This is a genomic window from Roseburia sp. AF22-2LB (genome assembly GCF_003461125.1).
In the GTDB taxonomy this organism is placed as follows: Bacteria; Bacillota; Clostridia; order Lachnospirales; family Lachnospiraceae; genus Roseburia_C; species Roseburia_C amylophila.
The window spans coordinates 58433-79142 of the sequence record NZ_QTWM01000003.1 but is presented as its reverse complement, the minus strand read 5'-3'; the positions used below and the strand labels follow the sequence as shown (position 1 = coordinate 79142).

The 20710-nt window shown below is 42.0% G+C and carries 21 protein-coding genes; 3 read left to right on the top strand and 18 right to left on the bottom strand.

From position 1 onward, the window contains the following. Positions 1-8: 8 nt before the first annotated feature. The 3 genes from rlmD to DWX96_RS05780 are packed head-to-tail and all read right to left on the bottom strand — an operon-like array spanning position 9 to position 3926. On the bottom strand, positions 9-1685 hold the full coding sequence (gene rlmD / locus DWX96_RS05790; RefSeq protein ID WP_118056984.1) for a 23S rRNA (uracil(1939)-C(5))-methyltransferase RlmD: 1677 nt from the start codon (positions 1683-1685) through the stop codon (positions 9-11). A gap of 5 nt (positions 1686-1690) precedes the next feature. Beyond that, positions 1691-2638 (bottom strand): 3'-5' exoribonuclease YhaM family protein, encoded by a 948-nt coding sequence (locus tag DWX96_RS05785; protein WP_022242746.1) that lies wholly within the window; start codon positions 2636-2638, stop codon positions 1691-1693. Between the two features lie 13 nt (positions 2639-2651). Continuing rightward, positions 2652-3926 (bottom strand): S1C family serine protease, encoded by a 1275-nt coding sequence (locus DWX96_RS05780; protein WP_117841531.1) that lies wholly within the window; start codon positions 3924-3926, stop codon positions 2652-2654. A gap of 214 nt (positions 3927-4140) precedes the next feature. On the opposite strand from DWX96_RS05780, the gene DWX96_RS05775 reads away from it, so the two are divergent. Genes DWX96_RS05775 through DWX96_RS05765 form a run of 3 tightly spaced genes read left to right on the top strand, consistent with a single transcriptional unit; the run spans position 4141 to position 8680 of the window. After that, positions 4141-6519 (top strand): endonuclease MutS2, encoded by a 2379-nt coding sequence (locus tag DWX96_RS05775; RefSeq protein WP_118056983.1) that lies wholly within the window; start codon positions 4141-4143, stop codon positions 6517-6519. Positions 6520-6560: 41 nt separating this feature from the next. Beyond that, on the top strand, positions 6561-7262 hold the full coding sequence (locus DWX96_RS05770) for a response regulator transcription factor (protein WP_117698358.1): 702 nt from the start codon (positions 6561-6563) through the stop codon (positions 7260-7262). Continuing rightward, entirely contained in the window at positions 7259-8680 is a 1422-nt protein-coding gene (locus tag DWX96_RS05765; RefSeq protein WP_117698357.1) for a HAMP domain-containing sensor histidine kinase, read from the top strand. Before DWX96_RS05770 ends, DWX96_RS05765 begins: the two co-directional genes overlap by 4 nt. A gap of 214 nt (positions 8681-8894) precedes the next feature. Here DWX96_RS05765 and DWX96_RS05760 read toward each other — a convergent pair whose 3' ends face one another. From DWX96_RS05760 to rplO, 15 genes are all read right to left on the bottom strand, one after another. After that, a complete protein-coding gene (locus tag DWX96_RS05760; RefSeq protein ID WP_118056982.1) occupies positions 8895-9572 on the bottom strand; it encodes a TIGR00266 family protein in 678 nt (225 codons plus the stop codon). A gap of 86 nt (positions 9573-9658) precedes the next feature. Next, positions 9659-11413: a hypothetical protein gene (locus DWX96_RS05755; protein WP_118056981.1), complete on the bottom strand. Its 1755-nt coding sequence runs from the start codon at positions 11411-11413 to the stop codon at positions 9659-9661. A 226-nt stretch (positions 11414-11639) separates the two neighbouring features. Next, positions 11640-13073: a helix-turn-helix transcriptional regulator gene (locus tag DWX96_RS05750; protein ID WP_158561819.1), complete on the bottom strand. Its 1434-nt coding sequence runs from the start codon at positions 13071-13073 to the stop codon at positions 11640-11642. Positions 13074-13242: 169 nt separating this feature from the next. Continuing rightward, on the bottom strand, positions 13243-13779 hold the full coding sequence (locus DWX96_RS05745) for a bL17 family ribosomal protein (protein WP_022242762.1): 537 nt from the start codon (positions 13777-13779) through the stop codon (positions 13243-13245). Positions 13780-13910: 131 nt separating this feature from the next. Continuing rightward, entirely contained in the window at positions 13911-14873 is a 963-nt protein-coding gene (locus DWX96_RS05740) for a DNA-directed RNA polymerase subunit alpha (RefSeq protein WP_022242763.1), read from the bottom strand. Positions 14874-14932: 59 nt separating this feature from the next. After that, positions 14933-15526, bottom strand: a complete 594-nt coding sequence (rpsD, locus tag DWX96_RS05735) for a 30S ribosomal protein S4 (protein WP_022242764.1) — start codon at positions 15524-15526, stop codon at positions 14933-14935. An 18-nt stretch (positions 15527-15544) separates the two neighbouring features. Next, positions 15545-15937: a 30S ribosomal protein S11 gene (gene rpsK / locus DWX96_RS05730; protein WP_022242765.1), complete on the bottom strand. Its 393-nt coding sequence runs from the start codon at positions 15935-15937 to the stop codon at positions 15545-15547. 50 nt (positions 15938-15987) lie between these two features. Continuing rightward, positions 15988-16356, bottom strand: a complete 369-nt coding sequence (gene rpsM, locus DWX96_RS05725; protein WP_022242766.1) for a 30S ribosomal protein S13 — start codon at positions 16354-16356, stop codon at positions 15988-15990. 262 nt (positions 16357-16618) lie between these two features. Then, positions 16619-16732, bottom strand: a complete 114-nt coding sequence (gene rpmJ / locus DWX96_RS05720) for a 50S ribosomal protein L36 (RefSeq protein WP_003022746.1) — start codon at positions 16730-16732, stop codon at positions 16619-16621. Between the two features lie 170 nt (positions 16733-16902). Continuing rightward, a complete protein-coding gene (gene infA, locus DWX96_RS05715; RefSeq protein ID WP_022242767.1) occupies positions 16903-17121 on the bottom strand; it encodes a translation initiation factor IF-1 in 219 nt (72 codons plus the stop codon). A 19-nt stretch (positions 17122-17140) separates the two neighbouring features. Then, positions 17141-17407 (bottom strand): KOW domain-containing RNA-binding protein, encoded by a 267-nt coding sequence (locus DWX96_RS05710; protein ID WP_022242768.1) that lies wholly within the window; start codon positions 17405-17407, stop codon positions 17141-17143. Beyond that, on the bottom strand, positions 17389-18171 hold the full coding sequence (gene map / locus DWX96_RS05705; RefSeq protein ID WP_022242769.1) for a type I methionyl aminopeptidase: 783 nt from the start codon (positions 18169-18171) through the stop codon (positions 17389-17391). Before map ends, DWX96_RS05710 begins: the two co-directional genes overlap by 19 nt. Positions 18172-18174: 3 nt before the next feature. Continuing rightward, positions 18175-18819: an adenylate kinase gene (locus DWX96_RS05700; protein ID WP_022242770.1), complete on the bottom strand. Its 645-nt coding sequence runs from the start codon at positions 18817-18819 to the stop codon at positions 18175-18177. A gap of 117 nt (positions 18820-18936) precedes the next feature. Beyond that, positions 18937-20253, bottom strand: coding sequence for a preprotein translocase subunit SecY (gene secY / locus DWX96_RS05695; RefSeq protein ID WP_117698352.1), 1317 nt, complete (start codon positions 20251-20253; stop codon positions 18937-18939). Then, complete coding sequence (gene rplO, locus DWX96_RS05690) at positions 20253-20693, bottom strand: 50S ribosomal protein L15 (protein ID WP_022242772.1); 441 nt, start codon at positions 20691-20693, stop codon at positions 20253-20255. The genes secY and rplO overlap by 1 nt, the downstream gene beginning before the upstream one ends. Positions 20694-20710 lie beyond the last annotated feature (17 nt).

Below are 20710 nucleotides of genomic sequence, written 5' to 3'. Positions count from 1 at the left end.
TGCTACAATTAAATCACTTCAAAATGCTTCAACGCATCCTTTATCGCTTCCACTTTCTCCGCTGTCGGATGCTTCCTTGGCTGTTTCAATTCTTCTACCGCATTAGGAGCATCATACATCGGCAAACCTAAATCTCGTTTTACTTCTGCGATATATGCGGTATGTACTTTGAAGCCGTATTTTGCTTCTATGTACTCTTTAATCATCTTGTAGGTTACTCGCTCTTTTGGCTTATAGCTTTCTGCTCTCTTTTCGATATTATCAAGAGGATTTTTACCCTCACCCTCGCCAAACTCAACTTTTACGTTGATATGTCCGTCTGGCTTTTTGTGGGAAAGCAGTACTACCGTCTCCACATGTACCGTATGACCGAACTGGTCTACCGGCTGCACCTCCACGAGGTCATATCCATGGCTGCAAAGATATTTCAAATCCCGGGCCAGGGTTGCGGAATCACAACTCACATAGACGATACGCTGTGGTGCCATCTCACACATCATGGCAAGGAGGGATTCCTCGCAGCCTTTGCGTGGCGGGTCCACTACGATAACTTCTGCACGGGCTTCTTCGCCATGGGCGGCACAGTATGCCGGATAGACTTCCTCTGCTTTCCCAACAAAAAATTCTGCATTGGAAATGTGATTTCGAAGGGCATTCTCTTTGGCATCTGCGATTGCCTGCGGTACAATTTCCACACCGTAAACCTTCTTCGCTTTCTGTGCGAGAAATAAGGAAATGGTTCCGATGCCGCAATATAAATCCCAGACCGTCTCTTCGCCGGTGAGATTGGCATATTCCAAAGCTTTATTATAAAGCACCTCTGTCTGCACCGGATTTACCTGATAAAAAGACTGTGGGGAAATCTGAAATGAAATTGTTCCGATATAATCTGTAATATACCCCTGTCCATAGAGGGTATAAGTCTCTTCCCCTAAAATCACGTTGCCCCGGGCTTCATTGATATTTACAGTAATACTTGTCATCCCCGGCAAATCCTTTAATACTTCGATAAAACTTTCTGCATGCGGCAGCTTCTTGCCATTGATCACAAAGCAGACCATCCACTCTTTTGTTTTTTCACCGTAACGGATTAAGATGTGGCGGACACAGCCTTTTCCGGTTTTCTCATCATAGGCACTGACACCATAGGCTTTCATGGTGTCTAAAATAAGGGACAGGATTCTTCCGTTGCCTTCCTTTCCCAAAAGGCAGTCCTGCACCGGAATAATGTTGTGGGTTCTGGACGCAAAAAAGCCTGCCACCAGGTTGCCTTCTTTATCATAACCCACCGGAAACTGTGCTTTGTTCCGGTAGCGGTAAGGCTCCTGCATGCCAAGTGTTGGTAAGACCTTTGGATTTTCAAATCCGCCGATATGTTTTAAGTTGTTGCGTACTTTATTTTCCTTAAACTTAAGCTGGCTCCCATAAGAAAGTGCCTGAATCTGGCAGCCACCACACCGCTTATGCTCCGGGCATGGCGGGGTTGTCCGCATGGTGGATTCCTTAAGAATTTCCATCAGGCGGGCATAGCCATAAGTTTTTTTCATCTTCATGATTTTGACACGAACCATGTCTCCCGGCAGAGCATCCTTGATAAAAAGTGTGATGCCTTCCGTTCTTCCGATACCTTCGCCGTTAGTTCCGATATCGTCAATGGTCAGTGTAACAATGTCATCTTTTTTCATATTTCTTATATACTCGATCTGCGGATGTTCGATTCAAACAGACGGTTGAATCCCTGCCACTGAGTATCTCCTTCCGGTACGTTTGCCAAAAGCTCACGCATGGTCTCCATCTTTGCATCAATATTATCTGCATAGCTTAATGCTACAGCTTCCGGTAATGCCGGCTTCTTCGGAGAACCATACTCTAACTCTCCATGATGTGCCAGAATACAGTGTTCCATCTCATGTGCCAGTTTCACCGGGAAACCATCGATGGTCTTGATGCGCTCTGCAATTTCCATGGCTCCAATCATGATATGTCCTAAAAGCTGTCCCTCATCGGTGTAATCATTTTCCGGGAAAGTAGAAAGCTCTTCTAACTTTCCGATATCGTGAAACATGGCGGCACAAACCAGTAAATCTTTATTGAGAATCTTATAGTTGTCAGCAAAATAAGCAGAAAGCTTCGTTACGCTTAAAGTATGCTCTAAAAGTCCGCCCACAAAACCGTGATGTACGCTTTTTGCTGCAGAATGGAATTTAAAACGTTTTGCAAAATCTGCATCCTCGATAAAGAAACTGCCTGCCAGTTTCTTAAGATATGGATTTTCCATCTGCTTAATATATCCAAGTAACTGCTCATACATTTCATCTACATTATATTCGCTGACCGGAAGATATTCCTTTGGTTCATACTCTCCCTCGGTTGCTTTCCGGACCCTCTTTACATTTAACTGTAATGCGCCCTGAAAACTTGTGATATCTCCCACTACATTGATGTAATCAAAGCGGTCAAAATCATCAATTCCCACAGAGCCCGGCTCCCAGATTTTTGCATCCAGTGTGCCTGTTTTATCCTGTAAAATCAATGCTTCATAAGGCTTACCTGCCTTCGTCAGCGCTGACTGCTTATTTTTACAAAGATAGATTTCATTTACTCTTTCGCCTTCGCGTAATGTTTCAATATAATGCATAATTTTCCTCTTTCTATTTTAGTACACCAACGGTTGCAGAACATTCGATTTCTACATAGCCTGCTGCCCCCTGGCGTTTTATGGTAATCTTTACAACATCTCCCGGAGTCTGCCCGGATAACACATTCTTATATGCCTGCGCTGTCTCTACATTTTCTCCGGCAATCTTTACGATAACATCACCGCTTTGCAAGCCTGCCGCCATCGCCGGGGAATCAATTCCCACTGATTTAATATATACGCCCTTTGGTATGTCATATTCCTTTTCAATGTCAGATGTTACAGAAGTCAGTTTCAGTCCAAGATACGGAATATCCTGTCCATTGGAAAGCTTCTCGATAATGTCTTTCAACTGGGAAACGGAAATTGCGGTCAGCGTATTCTCATCGCCGCTGCTGTAATCCTGCATAACAATTCCAACCACTTCACCAGAGAGATTGACCAGTACACCACTTCCCTGACTACTGCCCACAATATCTGTTGTCAGTACATTGTAGTTTGCATCAAAGGTGGAAATGCTGTTAGAAGTCGATGTAATATTTCCTGTCAATATGGAGAAATTCGTTCCCAGCGGACTGCCCAGTGCCAGCACAACGCTGCCCTGTGTGGTCTGAAGTGAATTTCCAAGCACTGCCACTTTAATTCTGCCCAGAGTGCTTTCTTCGATGTCGGAACGTTTTACATTTAAAATCGCAATTCCGGTATTTCCGTCATAGTTTTTAAGCTCCGCTTCTACGGTGCTGTTATCAAGGAAGGTCACATGAATGGATTTTGCTCCGCTTATGACCTTGCGCTCTGTCATAATCAGAAGCTCCTGACCGGTATCCGCAATAATGACTCCACTTGCCTGTCCCTGTCTCTCATAAGGCGTGTTAAACCAGTCCACATCACTGGTCACACCTGTCACCGTAACAATGGACTTATTTGCTTCGCTTCCAATCGCATAAAGCTTACTCTGTAATTTCTGATATTCCTCCGGTGTAAGCTCTTTTAAGCCTTCTTCTACATCCGGCTCGTCTACACCTGTCTCCGTGGAATTTGTCTCTTCTTCCGTATCCGGCTGTACCTCTTCATCTTTCGGGATGCTCACCCTGGTATCCTCCGGCTTATTCAGCCACTCTTCCATCACCGGGCGCATCCATGTAAATACAAAACAGGATACAAGTCCAAAGACAACCGCAAGCACAACCGTAAATGCCGTTTTTAAAATAATACGTCTCTTATTTAACGGCTTGTTCTTGATTTTCTCTTTGATAAATGCAAATTCCTCTTTTTCATTTTCTGACATAGGGAATCCTCTTTTCTACTGTAAATACAACCAATTTTAATTATACTTTCTATCTGCCTATGTTGCAACATTTTTTAAAAAAGATGCCGGAATGTAAAAAACGTGCCAATTTCGTCATTTATCCGGAAACTTATTTTCAACCGCCCTTTTCACCACAATCGGTTTGGGGTATAATAGAAGCAGTGATTTTTAGTACATTTTACGGAGAATATTTATGAATCAAAAGGTTTTAAGAACATTAGAATATAATAAAATTGTAGAGCGGCTCGCAGAGTATGCTTTCGGTGCGGATACCAAGGAACGCTGTCTTTCCCTGCTTCCTTCCACCAGCCTCTCAGAGATTACCAATGCACAGCAGCAGACTAAGGATGCCATGAACCGCAGCCTGAAAAAGGGACGGCTTGACTGCTCCGGTATCAAACCGCTTTCTTCCGCCATCCGGCGTGTGGAAATCGGCGGAACCATGAATATCGAAGAGCTTCTCGGCCTCTGTAAATTATTAGAGACTGCCCGCCGGGTCAAAGCCTATGGCAGAAAGGAACGGGAAGATATTCCATCTGATTCCCTGAATGAACTCTTTGATGGTTTGGAGCCTCTTAGTCCGCTTTGTGATGAAATCTGCCGCTGCATCATTTCTGCGGATGAAATCAGTGATGATGCCAGCAGTAATTTAAAATCCATCCGCCGTTCCATCCGCTCAACCGGTGACCGCGTCCATGCGCAGTTAAACCAGATGTTAAATAACCAGAATGTCAGAAGCTGCCTGCAGGATTTTGTCATTACCATGCGTAACGGCCGCTACTGTCTTCCGGTAAAAGCTGAAGCCAAATCCCAGATTACCGGTATGGTGCATGACCAGTCCTCCAGCGGTTCTACTCTTTTCATTGAGCCAATGGCTGTGGTAAATCTGAACAACGAATTAAAAGAATTATCCATCAAAGAGCAGGACGAAATTGCCGTTATTCTTGCCACTTTATCGGCAAAAGCAGGGGAATATATTCCTGCCATTGAAACCGATTATCAGATTTTAACAGAGCTTGATTTTATATTTGCAAAAGCCGCTTATGCCTTGGAATACAATGGAATTACACCGCATTTTAATACGGAACGGAAAATTCGTATTTTAAAGGGCAGACACCCTCTGCTGGACGCAAAAAAAGTAGTTCCTATCGACATTTCCTTAGGCAGCGATTTTGACCAGCTTGTCATTACCGGACCGAATACCGGTGGTAAAACCGTTTCCTTAAAAACTGTGGGACTTCTCACTCTGATGGGACAGGCGGGACTTCCGATTCCTTCCGGAGACCGCAGTGAGCTTGCTGTTTTTGACGATATTTTTGCAGATATTGGAGATGAACAGAGTATTGAGCAGAACTTAAGCACATTTTCTTCCCATATGACCAACATTATCCACATTTTAAAAGAAGCCAATGAACATTCCCTGGTTCTCTTTGATGAGTTATGTGCCGGAACTGACCCTACGGAGGGCGCTGCCCTGGCGGTTTCTATCTTATCTTATTTTCACAGTCGAGGCATCCGTACCATGGCGACCACCCACTACAGTGAGATTAAGATTTATGCCTTAACTACCAGTGGCATTGAAAATGCCTGCTGCGAATTTGATGTAGAGACCTTAAGTCCGACTTACCGTCTTCTCATCGGTATTCCGGGAAAAAGTAATGCCTTTGCAATTTCCAAAAAACTCGGTCTTTCCGATACTTTAATTGAGGATGCCAGAACCCGTATCAGCAGTAATGAACAGAATTTTGAAGATTTACTTTCTGACCTGGAAGCAAGCCGCATCACCATAGAGAAAGAACAGGCAGAAATCAACCGTTACAAATCAGAAATTGCTACATTAAAACAGCAGTTAAAGAACAAGCAGGAAAAATTAGATGAAAGCCGGGATGCCATTCTTCGTAAAGCAAAAGAAGAAGCAAACCAGATTCTGCAGGAAGCCAAAGATACTGCAGATGAGGCAATCCGTAATTTCAATAAATATGGAACCACCAGACCTTCCATTCAGGAAATGGAAAAACAGCGTACCAATATCCGCGAGAAAATGGCTGCCAATGAGAAAAAGAGTTCAAAGAAAAAAGACACTGCCATCTACAATCCAAAGGTTCCAAAGAAGCTTCGTATCGGTGACAGTGTAAAAGTTTTAAGCATGAATTTAACCGGAACGGTACACTCCCTGCCGAATGCAAAGGGTGACCTCTTTGTACAGATGGGAATTCTCCGCTCGCAGGTAAACATCAAGGATTTAGTACTGATTGAAGATGCTGCTCCGGGCAGCAAGAAATATGCCAAGACCGGTGCCGGAAAACTTAAGATGAGTAAATCTGCCTCTGTTTCCACGGAAATCAATCTGATTGGAAAAACAGTGGATGAAGCTATTGCTCTTTTGGACAAATACTTGGATGATGCCTATCTTGCCCATCTTCCTTCCGTGCGCATTGTCCACGGAAAAGGAACCGGTGCCCTGCGCAGTGCCGTACAGAGTCATCTGAAGCGGCAGTCCTATATCAAATCCTTCCACTTAGGAGAATTTGGTGAAGGTGATGCCGGTGTTACCATTGCAGAATTTAAATAAATCAAGTATATGAACTACGTAAAACAGAAAGGAAGTTTCCTATGGCTGCAAAACAGAAAATTTTAATTGTAGATGATGATGTTAATATCGCAGAACTGATTTCCCTGTATCTCACGAAGGAATGCTTTGATACAAAGATGGTTCATGATGGGGAATCTGCTTTGAAAGAATTTGAAACCTATGCACCAAATCTGATTCTTCTTGATTTGATGCTTCCGGGCATTGATGGTTATCAGGTATGCCGTGAAATCCGGGCAAAAGCAAATGTTCCGATTATCATGTTATCTGCCAAAGGTGAAATCTTTGACAAGGTTCTCGGACTGGAGCTGGGTGCAGACGACTATATCATGAAGCCCTTCGATTCCAAAGAACTGGTTGCCAGAGTCAAGGCAGTGCTCCGCCGTTACCAGCCGGTGAAGCAGGAGCCTGTACAGCCGGATTTAAAATGTGTTACTTATCCGGATCTGGTGGTCAATCTTTCCAACTATTCCGTAGAATATTACGGCAAAACAATTGATATGCCGCCAAAGGAGTTAGAGCTTCTTTATTTTCTTGCATCCTCACCGAATCAGGTATTTACCAGAGAACAGCTTTTAGACCATATCTGGGGCTATGAATACGTAGGCGATACCAGAACCGTTGACGTTCATGTAAAAAGACTTCGTGAGAAAATTAACGATCATACCGCCTGGAGCATTTCTACGGTCTGGGGCATCGGATACAAATTCGAGGTTAAAGAATGAAGAAACGACTTTATCTGAAGCTGCTGATTGGATATGTGATTTTTGGCATTCTCGGCTTTATTCTCGTATCCACCTTCAGCTCCCACTATACTTATGAATATATTGAAGATACCGAAGTTGACCGGCTTTACAAGGAAGCCAATATGATTGCATCTACCTATGCTTCAAACTATTTCAATGAAGATATTACGGTAGATGACTTGCATGACAGTCTTGCCACCCTTAGCACTTATCTTTCTTCAGAAATATGGGTCATGAATACAGATGGTGATATTCTGATTAACTCCAATGCATCTGTGGACATGGACCACCTGACACACATTGACGGATTTAATGTGGCAGATTTTGGCAGCAAATATTACACCACCGGTTCTTTTTATAATTATTATGACGATACGCATCTTACGGTATTTTCGCCGATTACGATTAATTACAAGGTGCGTGGATATGTGCTGATTCACCAGCCGCTTTCCGTAATCACGCACCATCATGCACATTTACTGAATATTATGTACCTGACTCTGCTTCTGATTTTTATCTGTGCAACCCTGTTACTGATTATCATTGGCTTCGAGGTCTACATCCCAATCCGCAAAATGATTAAGGGTGCTGATGCTTTTGCCGAGGGCAATTTCAGTTATAAAATTCCGGTACATAAAAATGATGAAATCGGCTATCTTGCCGCTTCTCTAAATTATATGGCAAACGAGCTGAATACCCTGGAGGATGACCAGCGTAAATTTATTTCCAATGTCTCCCATGATTTTCGTTCTCCGCTTACTTCCATCAAAGGTTATGTGGAAGCCATGTTAGATGGAACGATTCCACCGGAGATGCAGGAAAAATATTTAAATATCATTGTTTTCGAGACAGACCGTTTGTCCAAGCTCACCCAGAGCCTCTTAGAGTTAAATAAATACGGCAGCCACGGCACAATGTTAGACGTCAGCGAATTTGACATTAACCAGTTAATTAAAATGACCTGTCTTACCTTTGAGGGAACCTGCAAAGCCAAACGGATTTCCTTTCACCTGATTCTTGCCGGTAAAACACTTTATGTAAAAGCGGATATGAGCAAGATTCAGCAGGTGGTTTATAATCTGATTGACAATGCCATCAAGTTCAGCCACCATGATTCTGAAATCACCATTGAGACCACCAAGAAAAGCGAAAAAGTATTTGTTTCTGTCAAGGATACCGGCATCGGAATTCCAAAAGACAGCCAGAACAAAATTTTTGAGCGTTTCTACAAAACCGACCTGTCCCGTGGAAAGGACAAGAAGGGTTCCGGTCTTGGACTCTCTATCGTAAAAGAAATTATTCAGGCACATGATGAAAATATCAACGTCATCAGCACCGAAGGAGTCGGCACCGAATTTATCTTCACCCTGCCGGCAGCCCAGCGGGAAGAGTTATAACGCCAGTTTATAACCTACAGAGCCCGCCACCGGCAGCTTCTTACAAATAATAATGGCTTGGCAACTACGAAAAACACCCTTTGTGAGTTTCACGCTACTCATGCAAATTGAAAACAGCAGCTCATGAACTTTATCCTGTTCATAGGCTGCTGTTTTTCTCTACATACTTCTATGATTTACTTTCCAGTTGGTGCTTCATTCTTCCCTCGGAGATTTATTTTCCGCTCGGAAGATATGGGCGCAGACATCCTGCCATCTGTGAGATTGGCATGGACTGTAAGAATACACGACCCGGTCCGGTTACTACGGTATTGAATACTCCCTCTCCACCAAACACGATATTCTTAAGGCCAGGTACGGTCTGTATGTCGATAGAACAGGAAGAATCCATTGCTGCAAGATATCCTGTGTCTACGATAATTGACTGGCCAGGCTGAAGCATATACTCTTTGATATAGCCGTCAAATTCAACAAATGCCATTCCCTGTCCAGAAAGTCTCTGCATAATAAATCCTTCTCCGCCAAAGAAACCAGCTCCTACTCTCTTCTGGAAAAATACGGACAATTCAACTCCTGAAGTAGATGCTAAAAATGCTGACTTCTGACATACAATATCTGAACCTGGCTGAATCTCAAATGCCCGGATACATCCCGGAAAACTGGATGCAAATGCAATGGTTCCCTGACCATTCATTGCAGTGTATGTATTTACAAACATACTCTCTCCACTAACCATTCTTCCAAATATTTTTCCAATTCCGCCGCCAACAGTATTCATCTGCATATTCGGAGACATCCAGGACATTGCTCCCTTTTCGGTAATCATCATTTCGCCTGACTCTAATTCACAGACTACAACCGGCATTGGTTCGCCTTCAATATTAAATCTCATTTCTAAACCCTCCTGCTGATTTGCATAACATTTTCATGAACCTTCTTCATTATAACAATATCGGAGTGGTCTGCCAATATATTCTATTAATTTTTTATCCGTTTTCTGCATCCAAAATAAATAGCTCCTATGCCACTGCACAGTGCCAGTAAAAACCAGATGCCAACCGGAGTCATGTCTCCTGTTTTCACGGTTGCGGTCTGTGATGTGTTTCCTGCGGTGGTATTTCCTGTTGTTCCGCTTCCCGGCGTTGTTGTACCTGATGAAGTTCCGGCTTCAAATACCAGTGCATATGCCGAAAATTTATCAGTTGCAAAGGTTATGGTTCCACTTGCTGCATCATACGTTGCAGGAAGTTTTTCATAGGCACCATCATGCTCTCGAATCACATAATAAGTTCCCTGCTGGTTCTTCATCTCATCTTTTACCTGAAGGGTTACATTTAATTTCGCATTTAAATCGGTCAACTGCGTTTCCCATGCATCGTTGGAATTTCCTTTGTTTACGACCTGGAATAAATCCATGGAAAGATAGCTTTGAATCTCTCCATTTCCTGCCTGTGCCTGCATGCCACCCTGTATCTGATTCAGTTCTGTTCCACTGATATCTGCAATATTTAACTGAAGATTTCCGGAACCAATAATGTTTTCTGCATTTCCAAGGGTTGCACCGTCTACTTTTGTACTTGCCGTATTTACTTTATCCTCTGACTTTGTAAATAATGCACTCAGATGTAAATCTGTTGCAGGCATATCCAATACAAAGGTACCTACCTGTGAATCTACTGCTGTCAGCTTTCCACCATTTAAAGATGCGCTTAATAACTGATAACCATAATCCGGTGTAAACTTAATGGTTACTTTGGTGCCTGCTTTAAATTCGGCATAGCCAAAGTCTCCATCCAGTCTTGTGGATGCATCTGCTATATTTCCACCTGCCAGTTCTGCTGCATTTACTACAGTTCCATCCTCTAACTGTGCACTGATTATTTCCGCGCTTCCATGTTCAATAACGCAGTCATTTCCAAATCCATGCTGTTCTGCTACTGTAAGGGATGGTGCCCATATAATATTATAATTACGGCTGCTGTTCGTAGTCAGTGCTACTTCAATCTGATAGGAATCTGCCGGAGCCACTTCAAATTCCAGATTGTCTGTCGTTCCACCTAATGGAATTGCTGTTCCATTTACCATAATGGATGCAAATGCATAACCAAAATCTGCTGCAATTGCCACTCTGTGCTGCTGCGTCTTATCTCCAGCAAAGCTGCCCGATATATTCGTTCCCATTCCGGAACCAATCCTCATGCCATCTATCTGTAAGTCTCCAATTGCTCCTCCCACTGCAGTTGCTGTAACTGCAATTGTTTCTCCGGATGCCGGACCCGTTGTGGAACCACCGCCTCCGGATGCTGCAGTACGAAATTCCAGAATCAGTTCCACCTGCTCTGAGGCACTTACAGAAAATGCCTGTCCTCCCTCTGATGTAAGTATATTCTTGTCAAGGCTTGCATCCTGTGCACCATTTTTATTCACCTGACAGTGATTGATTATTGTATCCGTTCCACATACTACTTTAAAATGTACCGTATGATCAAGACTGTCATCCGGTCTGTTTATTTCTATTGGTGTATCATTATATGCAGTCTGGTTTACTTCTGTCCATTCAGCCGCCGTATCCCATTTATAATACACGGTTCCGGTCGCTGTGCTGTCCTGTCTTGCAATTCTGACCACTGCTTTCTGTCCATCAGCTTTTACAATCATGCCGGCACTTCCCATAAATAATGAAAATACCATAAAAAAGCTTAACAACCAGGAAATTTTCTTTCGCATCTTCATTTTTTTCTCCTTTACTTTCTTCTATAAACTGCCACTTCCACCGCACACATTGCAGGCTCCGCTGCCACCCAGTACCACCAGTATGAGCAGACAAAGCAATCCTCTAATGGATTTTTTTCTCACGTTTTTCCTCCTTCCTTTTCTGTCCTTTTACTATATGAATATACGCTTTTCCTACCTGTTTTGATAAGTTTACATTTGTCTCATTTTAGGGATTTTCCACGATTTATGGCTGTTTCCAGCTATAATAAAACTGAAGAAGCCCAATTCTCGACTTCGTCTCTGTCTTTTCATTTAAAGATGCCATATAACGGTACAATGCTGCTCTTGAAATATATAGCTGCTCTGCTATTACCTGCGCACTTTCATCAGAAGAAAGCAATAACCTTAACACATCCTGCTCCCTGTTTGTAAGTGCATAATTCTTCACAAACGCCTGAAATTTATCCTCCAAAAATTTTTCACGTTCTTTTTCCAGCATTTTCGCCATATTTTCTTCCTGTATATCCATACGAAACTGTACCATATACAAATATACCAGCATACTGATAACTGCAAATAAAATCAATGCTATGATGCTGATGCGCATTCCATCCCCGGTCTCTATCAGCATCAGGGAAATAGTTCCTGTAATCCCGACACAGATATTATTTGTTGCCCTTCCAAGTCCAGCCCATAACTCCGGTACTTTCATATAATAGGAAAGGTCCATAAAACTGGTGGTAAAATATACCACAAAGAAGCCTGCGGACAAATAGAACACAATAAGACCTGCCATAAATGGTCCGCCCCAGACTATTATCACTACACACATTGTTGAAAGCAGTGTCACACAGTACATCATAATCTGCATAAATCTATGCTCTTTTATATCAAAAAGCACTCCTGCCAACAGTCCGCTTACCGCAAGCAATAATCTCGGCCACTGACCAATATCTATACTTCCACCTGCATGTACTAAAGTTACTGCATTGTCCAGACTGGAAAAAATGCATGTCATCAGTACCACTATTGAAATCAAAAGCAATGCCGCAAGCATCGGATGCCGGAGGCTTCGCCTGTTATTCTTCCGGATATCAGTATCTGAATCTGACCCTGAATCCTCTGCTCCTACTCCCCCCCGGCTGCATTCCAGACTCAGTCTGCGAACCAGCAATACCATTGCCGCCAGAAAAACGGAAAGTACAACAGACTCTACAGTGCTGTTATGTATCAGATTATTGCTGATAAACTGAAGCAATAATCCAAAGGCATATCCAAATCCAACGGTTTGTGCAAGTCCTTTTTCTGTCGAAAGGCTTACCACAGCATAATAATGTACAGCACTTCCAATCATGCCATATAAAATATAAAGCAGGAATCCGGATAAAAGCATACTTCGATAGGACAAATGCTCCTGAATTACGAAAATGCAGATGATTCCTGCTATCGGCAATAAATATAAACCTATCTCCCGCATCTTCTGGTTAAAATAACGGTTAATGCATGGGAATAACAGGAATCCTATTACGCTGATTCCCAGCACATAGTTCTGTGCCCTTACTACTCCTGCGGAATCTGTTGCATAGCGTATCATATTGTCAAACAGATACTCCGAGCCTAAAAATATATAATTGAAAATAGCCAGCACTGCTATGATTCGAATTCTTTCTGGTTTCATAAATTGTCTCATCGTCTGTTCCCTGCTCCATTCTTTTGTCTTAATTTCATTATATACAATTGTCTCTTTCCATCAAGTTGACAAATGTCTCATTTCCTGTAAACAAGCAAAAAAAGAGCCAGGACACGAATGTCCTGACTCTTTTTTGATTCATATAAAACGATGTTAATTATACTAACTCGATAAGAACTTCTAAAGCTCCGTCACCTTTACGCTGACCAATCTTTACGATTCTTGTGTAACCACCGTTACGGTCTGCATACTTAGGTGCGATTTCGTCGAATAATTTTGCAACTAAATCAACTTTCTTTGTATTTTTCTTCTTTCCAGCTGCTTCTGTAGGAACTTCAGTTACAGGATAAAGAACTTTTAACATCTCTCTTCTTGCATGAAGACGGGAAGGATTATCCTTCTTGATTGTTTTTTCAACTTCGTCATATACAGTAACTTTCTTACCATCTACAACTTCTTTTACTCTCTTGCCGTCTTTGTCTTTTCTTGCAACTTTAGCTTTTACAGTAACTTCTTCGAAGTTATCTTTCTCACGAACTGCCATTGCAATAAGGCCTTCTGCAATTTTACGGATTTCTTTTGCTTTTGCTTCTGTGGTAACAATTTTACCATTGTTTAATAATGCTGTTACCTGATTTCTCAGTAATGCTTTTCTCTGGGAAGATGTTCTTCCTAATTTTCTATACTTTGCCATTTTTATTCCTCCATTTGTGGTACATCCGGCCATGCTCATCGGACTTACTTACCGAATGCTTGTTTTGTGCCACTCATGAACCAACATCACCACGCTCGTCGGACTTACTGGTGCTGCTGCACTGAGTTATCTTAAACCTCGTCGCCCTGATTGAGCTGAAGGCCTAATTCTTTTAATTTTGCTAATACTTCTTCCAAAGACTTACGTCCAAGGTTACGAACTTTCATCATATCTTCCGGTGTACGGTTTGTAAGTTCTTCAACAGTATTGATACCTGCTCTCTTCAAGCAGTTGTAAGAACGTACGGATAACTCCAGTTCGTCAATGTTCATCTCAAGAACTTTTTCCTTCGCATTGTCTTCTTTCTCAATCATGACTTCTGCTGTCTTAGCATTCTCGGAAAGGTCAATGAAAAGACTTAAGTGCTCGCTTAATACCTTTGCAGCTAAGCTGACTGCTTCATCTGGAGCAAGTGTTCCATTGGTATATACGTCAAGTGTCAGTTTATCGTAATCGGTAATCTGACCCACACGGGTATTCTGAATGGATAAGTTCACACGCTCTACCGGCGTATAGATAGAATCTACTGCGATTACACCAATTGGTAAATCTGCATCTTTGTTCTTATCTGCGCTGACATAACCTCTACCTTTGGTAATGGTTAATTCCATGTATAATTTGGAATCAGCACCGCCGTTTAAGTGTGCAATTACTAAATCCGGATTCATAATCTGAATATCCTGATCTACCTGAATATCTGCTGCTGTAACAACGCCTTCACCACTGAACTCAATGTAAGCTACCTTAGGCTCATCATCAGCGCTGTTATTACGGATTGCAAGCTCTTTGATGTTCATAATGATTTCAGTAACATCTTCCTTTACGCCAGGAATAGAACTGAACTCATGAAGTACACCATCGATTTTAACCTGACTTACTGCTGCACCTGGCAGGGATGACAACATGATTCTTCTCAAAGAATTACCAAGTGTTGTACCATATCCTCTTTCCAAAGGTTCGCATACGAATCTTCCATATCTTTTGTCTTCAGAAATTTCAGCAATTTCAATTGTTGGTTTTTGAAAATCGAACACTACAAAGCCCCTCCTTCTTTCGGGTAATTTGTTTCTTCTTTCAGCCCGCTAGTTTATGATTATTTAGAATACAACTCGACGATAAGCATCTCGTCTACTGGTACATCAATCATTTCTCTGGAAGGTAACTCTTTTACGGTTCCCTGCATTTTCTCTGCATCAACATCAAGCCATTCCGGAACTAATCTGCCGCCAGCTACTTCTACGACATCTTTCATTCTCTGGGAATTTTTACGGCTCTCTTTGATTTCGATTACATCGCCAGCTTTTACCAGGTAAGAAGGAATGTTAACTAACTTTCCGTTAACTGTAACGAATTTGTGGTCAACGATCTGTCTTGCTTCTCTTCTGGTTCTTGCAAATCCAAGACGGAAGATAACATTATCAAGACGGCTCTCTAAGATAGTCATCAGGTTTGTACCTGTCATACCTTTCATCTGGTCTGCTTTATCATAATAGTTACGGAATGGTTTCTCTAATACTCCGTAAATGAATTTTGCTTTCTGTTTTTCGCGAAGCTGAAGGCCATACTCAGATACCTTCTTGTTCGCTCTCTTTAATTCTCTGTTAGATTTTTTATCATATCCCAAATAACTTGGCTCTAAACCAAGAGATCTGCATCTTTTCAGAACAGGAACTTTATTTACTGCCATTTTAGATATCCCTCCTAATTATACTCTACGACGTTTTGGTGGACGACATCCATTATGAGGAACTGGAGTTACGTCACGAATAGAAAGAACTTCAAGTCCGGCTGCCTGAAGGGCACGGATTGCTGCTTCTCTTCCTGATCCTGGTCCTTTAACCATAACATCAACTGTTTTTAATCCATGTATAAGAGCTGCTTTTGTAGCAGTTTCTGCTGCCATCTGTGCAGCATATGGAGTAGATTTCTTTGAACCTCTAAATCCAAGACCACCGGCACTTGCCCATGATAATGCATTACCTTCAGCATCTGTTAATGTAACGATGGTGTTATTGAAGGATGCCTGAATATGTGCCTGTCCATGTTCAACGTTTTTTCTTACACGCTTTTTTGTCACTTTTTTTGTAACTTTAGCCATATCTAAACTAACCTACTTTCTTAAATTTAAAATTATAAAGTTGCCAAGAATTATTTTTTCTTGTTTGCAACAGTTCTCTTAGGACCTTTTCTTGTTCTTGCATTGGTCTTTGTTTTCTGACCACGAACCGGAAGTCCTTTTCTATGACGGATTCCACGATAGCATCCGATTTCCTGTAATCTCTTGATATCAAGAGCTGTCTGACGTCTTAAGTCACCTTCTACAACCTGAGTCTCATCGATTACTGCACTAATTCTTTTTACCTCGTCGTCAGTTAAGTCTCTGCAACGGGTATCAGGATTAACGTTTGCCTCAGCAAGGATACGGTCAGCACTAACTCTGCCGATTCCATAGATATAAGTCAAACCAATCTCAACACGTTTTTCTCTTGGTAAATCTACACCTGCAATACGAGCCATGTGTGTTTACACCTCCATATAGATTTCTTTGTTAATAGTAAGGAATTCCAAAGACCCATGCAGCTGCGGTTTCCCGCCCTGAAATGTGTGCATACACCTTTTTCTTCCTATAGTAATGATTGCTTAGCAATCCCAGCCACAATCTGCTGCATCCTCTCGGTATGTAAGGACTGCGCAACAGACCACGCGCGTTCGCGTTATATTATGAACAGCACATTCTCATGCGCTGCAGCCGCACATAATTTTTCAAACAAAGCGGAAATTAACCCTGTCTCTGTTTGTGCTTAGGGTTTTCACAGATGATTCTGATGCTTCCCTTTCTTTTGATAACTTTGCACTTCTCGCAAATAGGTTTAACTGATGATCTTACCTTCACAGCATAATCCTCCTTTCTACTTGCCTGCGCCCCGGAAAACCTGTTTCCATGGGTATTTCTCTTTTCTTTCTGCTAAACAGCATAATATGCCCTTGTTTTCACAAAAGCGTCCATTTAGCATTTTAGCATAGAGAATCCGAAAAATCAACTACTTTTCTCGAATTTTCTCCTTATTTATCTCTCCAGATAATTCTGCCCTTTGTCAGATCATATGGAGACATCTCAATCGTAACCTTATCACCTGGTAAGATACGAATGAAATTCATTCTTAATTTGCCGCTGATATGCGCCAGTACCTGATGGCCATTCTCAAGCTGCACCTGAAACATTGCGTTTGGAAGCTTTTCCAAAATTGTTCCTTCTACTTCAATTACATCTGCCTTTGACATTTTCTTTCCTCCTGCTAAATCAATCTTTTCTGGTTAATATATATTGCTCATAAGCCTTAATCAGCTTTGCTGCTTTTGCATTTTCTGTAAGCCCCGGTTTATTTACTGCTTCTAAGACTTCCTGCGGAAGCTTTTTTACAAGCTGTACATGTTTGTAGCTTTTCTTTCTCGGCCGGTCACAGGTTCTTGTGGTTCCATTTACAAGATAGACGAATTTTTCATCCTGTGACTGCACTACATAGTACTGATTCCGGTCGTGACCTGCCTTTACTCTTGCCAGATACATTCTCTTTCCTCCTCTGTCAATGTAAGGATTTCCGGTCTTCCTTCTGTAATCAAAATGGTGTTTTCATAATGTGCAGATAAGGAACCATCGTAGGTTACTACTGTCCATTCATCATCCATCCATTCCACATCCGGGCTTCCGGCATTTATCATCGGCTCAACTGCCAATGTCATTCCTGCCTTCAGCTTCAGTCCTCTTCTCCACTGACGGAAATTCGGAATCTCCGGTTCCTCATGAAGGTGGGTTCCAATGCCATGCCCTACCAGATCATATACAACTCCGTAGCCGTAGCTTTCTGCATAATCTCCGATTGCTCCTGAGATTTCATAAAGCCTTCTTCCGGCTCTTGCATACTGCATTCCCTGGAAAAAGCTTTCCCGGGTTCTTTCTATTAAAAGAGCAGCCTCTTTACTGATTTCACCAACTCCATGGGTTCTTGCCGCATCGGAATGATATCCCTTATAGATAAGACCGGTATCAAGGCTTACGATATCGCCTTCCTTAATAATATGGTCTTTTCTTGGAATTCCATGAACAACTTCGTCGTTGACCGATACACAGACGGATGCCGGATAGCCCTGATAATTCAGGAAATTCGGTTCGCAGCCAAGGCTGCGGATGGTCTCTTCTCCGATTTTATCAATCTCCCATGTGCTGATTCCAGGTTTGATTGCACGTTCCAGTTCCTGATGTACTTTAGCAAGATACTTTCCTGCCTGACGCATCAGCTCTATTTCTTCTGCTGATTTAATCGTAACCGACATTATTTACGCTCCTAAGATTGTAACGATGGCTTTGAATACTTCATCCATCGGCTGTGTTCCGTCTACAGATTTTAAAATGCCCTGATTCTTATAATAATCAATCAATGGCTGTGTTTGCTCATGATATACTTTTAATCTCTTCTGAACTGTCTCTGGCTTATCATCTTCACGTAATACGATTTCGCTGCCACAACGGTCACAGATTCCTTCTACCTTTGGTGGAATGGAAATAAGATGATAGGTTGCTCCACAATTTAAGCAGGCTCTTCTGCCGCTCATACGATTTACGATATTTTCGTCTGGAACATCTACATCAATTGCATAGTCCATCTTCTCGTTTATTTTACCAAGTGCTGCATCCAATGCTTCTGCCTGAGGAATGGTTCTTGGAAAACCGTCCAGTACGAAGCCGTTCTTGCAGTCATCCTGCTGTATTCTGTCCATTACCAGATCACAGGTTAATTCATCCGGAACTAAAGCTCCCTGGTCCATATACTGTTTTGCTTTCTTGCCTAATTCTGTTCCGTTTTTGATATTTGCACGGAAAATATCTCCTGTTGAGATGTGTGGAATAGAATATTTATCTGCAATCTGTTTTGCCTGTGTACCTTTACCAGCACCCGGCGCTCCTAACATAATAATTTTCATATAAAGAAAACCTCCTGTTTACCTTCTTCTTTGCAAGCTAATCTGCTTTTTCTTCTATAAACAACTTTAGTGCACCACAGGAGACGCTGCATTTGCAGCACCCCCTTCTGGTACACATTAGTCATTCAAAAATCCTTTATAGTAACGAACTAACATCTGGGATTCGATCTGTTTAATTGTCTCGATAACAACACCTACGATAATGATGATAGATGTTCCACCGAAAGATACGTTTGCTTTAAATACTCCATTGAAGAAGATTGGAATAACTGCAACAATGGATAAGCCTGCCGCACCGATAAAGACAATGTAATTTAAAATCCGATTCAGATAATCGCTGGTTGGTTTTCCAGGTCTGATACCCGGGATAAATCCACCCTGTCTCTTCATGTTGTTCGCAATCTCCAGCGGATTGAATGTAATGGATGTATAGAAGTATGCAAATGCAATAATCAATACAAGATATACAGCCAAACCAATGCTGTAGATTGGCTCCTGTGGGTTGCACCAGTTAGACTGGGATAATCCCTTTAAAATCTTACTGCCAATTCCTGTTCCATTGCCCTTTCCTAAGAGAGACGCAATAACAACCGGGAACTGCATTAAAGACTGTGCGAAGATAACCGGGATAACTCCACCGGTATTTACTTTCAGAGGAATATGCGTAGACTGACCGCCTACCTGTTTTCTTCCCTGAATTTTCTTCGAATATTGTACCGGAATCTTTCTCTGAGCTGCCTGAAGGACAACGACAAAGACAACGGTTACTAAAATGATTGCTGCGATAATTACTACTGCAAGAACTGCTTTTGCAGGAATCTTTCCTTTTACAAACTGCTCATACAGTGTTCCAAAATCGCTAGGAATTCGTGAAATAATGTTGATTACAAGTACGATAGAAATACCGTTTCCAACACCCTTTTCCGTAATTCTCTCACCAATCCACATAAGTACTGCAGAACCTGCTGTCAAGGTTACAATTACCTGAAGAACCGTAAGCCATCCTTTATCGGTCAGATAACCGCTTCTGGAGAATCCGATTGCCATTGCAATTGCTTCGATTAAAGCCAGAGCAACAGTCACATAACGTGTAATCTCTGCAATTTTCTTTCTTCCTTCTTCGCCGTCACGCTGCATCTCTTCCAGTTTTGGAATTGCAATCGTCAACAGCTGCATGATGATGGAAGATGTGATATATGGTGTGATATTCAATGCAAAGACGGACATCTGTAAGAATGAACCGCCTGTTACTGCATCGAAAAAGTTAAACGCATCACTACTCTGATTAGCAAACCAGTCTGCAAACACATTCCGGTCAACACCCGGAATCGGTAACTGTGAACCGATTCGGATGATAATCAGCATAAAAAAGGTAAATAAAATTCTATTTCTAATATCTTTTACTTTAAATGCGTTACGAACTGTATCAAACATTAGATCACCTCAGCTTTTCCACCAAGAGCCTCGATTTTTTCTTTTGCGCTTGCGCTGAATGCATTAGCCTGAACTGTGAGCTTCTTAGTAAGTTCGCCGTTTCCAAGGATCTTAACTCCATCTCTTGGATTCTTTACGATACCTTTTTCCAGTAAAGTTTCAACAGATACTACTGCATCGTTGTCAAATACTTCAAGAGCAGATACATTGATTCCAACGATAGTCTTGGAATTAATACATTTGAAACCTCTCTTCGGTAATCTTCTGTATAAAGGCATCTGGCCACCTTCAAAGCCTGGTCTTGGAGCTCCGGAACGAGCTTTCTGTCCCTTGTGTCCTTTACCAGCGGTCTTACCGTTTCCTGAACCGTGACCACGGCCTCTTCTGAAATTATCACTATGCTTAGAACCTAATGCCGGCTGTAAATTGGATAAATCCATTTCTGGCACCTCCTTAT

Excerpts from the sequence above, each read along its gene's own strand:
- rlmD (WP_118056984.1), bottom strand. The coding sequence starts at position 1,685 with ATGAAAAAAGATGACATTGTTACACTGACCATTGACGATATCGGAACT.
- DWX96_RS05785 (WP_022242746.1), bottom strand. The coding sequence starts at position 2,638 with ATGCATTATATTGAAACATTACGCGAAGGCGAAAGAGTAAATGAAATC.
- DWX96_RS05780 (WP_117841531.1), bottom strand. The coding sequence starts at position 3,926 with ATGTCAGAAAATGAAAAAGAGGAATTTGCATTTATCAAAGAGAAAATC.
- DWX96_RS05775 (WP_118056983.1), top strand. The coding sequence starts at position 4,141 with ATGAATCAAAAGGTTTTAAGAACATTAGAATATAATAAAATTGTAGAG.
- DWX96_RS05770 (WP_117698358.1), top strand. The coding sequence starts at position 6,561 with ATGGCTGCAAAACAGAAAATTTTAATTGTAGATGATGATGTTAATATC.
- DWX96_RS05765 (WP_117698357.1), top strand. The coding sequence starts at position 7,259 with ATGAAGAAACGACTTTATCTGAAGCTGCTGATTGGATATGTGATTTTT.
- DWX96_RS05760 (WP_118056982.1), bottom strand. The coding sequence starts at position 9,572 with ATGAGATTTAATATTGAAGGCGAACCAATGCCGGTTGTAGTCTGTGAA.
- DWX96_RS05755 (WP_118056981.1), bottom strand. The coding sequence starts at position 11,413 with ATGAAGATGCGAAAGAAAATTTCCTGGTTGTTAAGCTTTTTTATGGTA.
- DWX96_RS05750 (WP_158561819.1), bottom strand. The coding sequence starts at position 13,073 with ATGAAACCAGAAAGAATTCGAATCATAGCAGTGCTGGCTATTTTCAAT.
- DWX96_RS05745 (WP_022242762.1), bottom strand. The coding sequence starts at position 13,779 with ATGGCAAAGTATAGAAAATTAGGAAGAACATCTTCCCAGAGAAAAGCA.
- rpsD (WP_022242764.1), bottom strand. The coding sequence starts at position 15,526 with ATGGCAGTAAATAAAGTTCCTGTTCTGAAAAGATGCAGATCTCTTGGT.
- rpsK (WP_022242765.1), bottom strand. The coding sequence starts at position 15,937 with ATGGCTAAAGTTACAAAAAAAGTGACAAAAAAGCGTGTAAGAAAAAAC.
- rpsM (WP_022242766.1), bottom strand. The coding sequence starts at position 16,356 with ATGGCTCGTATTGCAGGTGTAGATTTACCAAGAGAAAAACGTGTTGAG.
- infA (WP_022242767.1), bottom strand. The coding sequence starts at position 17,121 with ATGTCAAAGGCAGATGTAATTGAAGTAGAAGGAACAATTTTGGAAAAG.
- DWX96_RS05710 (WP_022242768.1), bottom strand. The coding sequence starts at position 17,407 with ATGTATCTGGCAAGAGTAAAGGCAGGTCACGACCGGAATCAGTACTAT.
- map (WP_022242769.1), bottom strand. The coding sequence starts at position 18,171 with ATGTCGGTTACGATTAAATCAGCAGAAGAAATAGAGCTGATGCGTCAG.
- DWX96_RS05700 (WP_022242770.1), bottom strand. The coding sequence starts at position 18,819 with ATGAAAATTATTATGTTAGGAGCGCCGGGTGCTGGTAAAGGTACACAG.
- secY (WP_117698352.1), bottom strand. The coding sequence starts at position 20,253 with ATGTTTGATACAGTTCGTAACGCATTTAAAGTAAAAGATATTAGAAAT.
- rplO (WP_022242772.1), bottom strand. The coding sequence starts at position 20,693 with ATGGATTTATCCAATTTACAGCCGGCATTAGGTTCTAAGCATAGTGAT.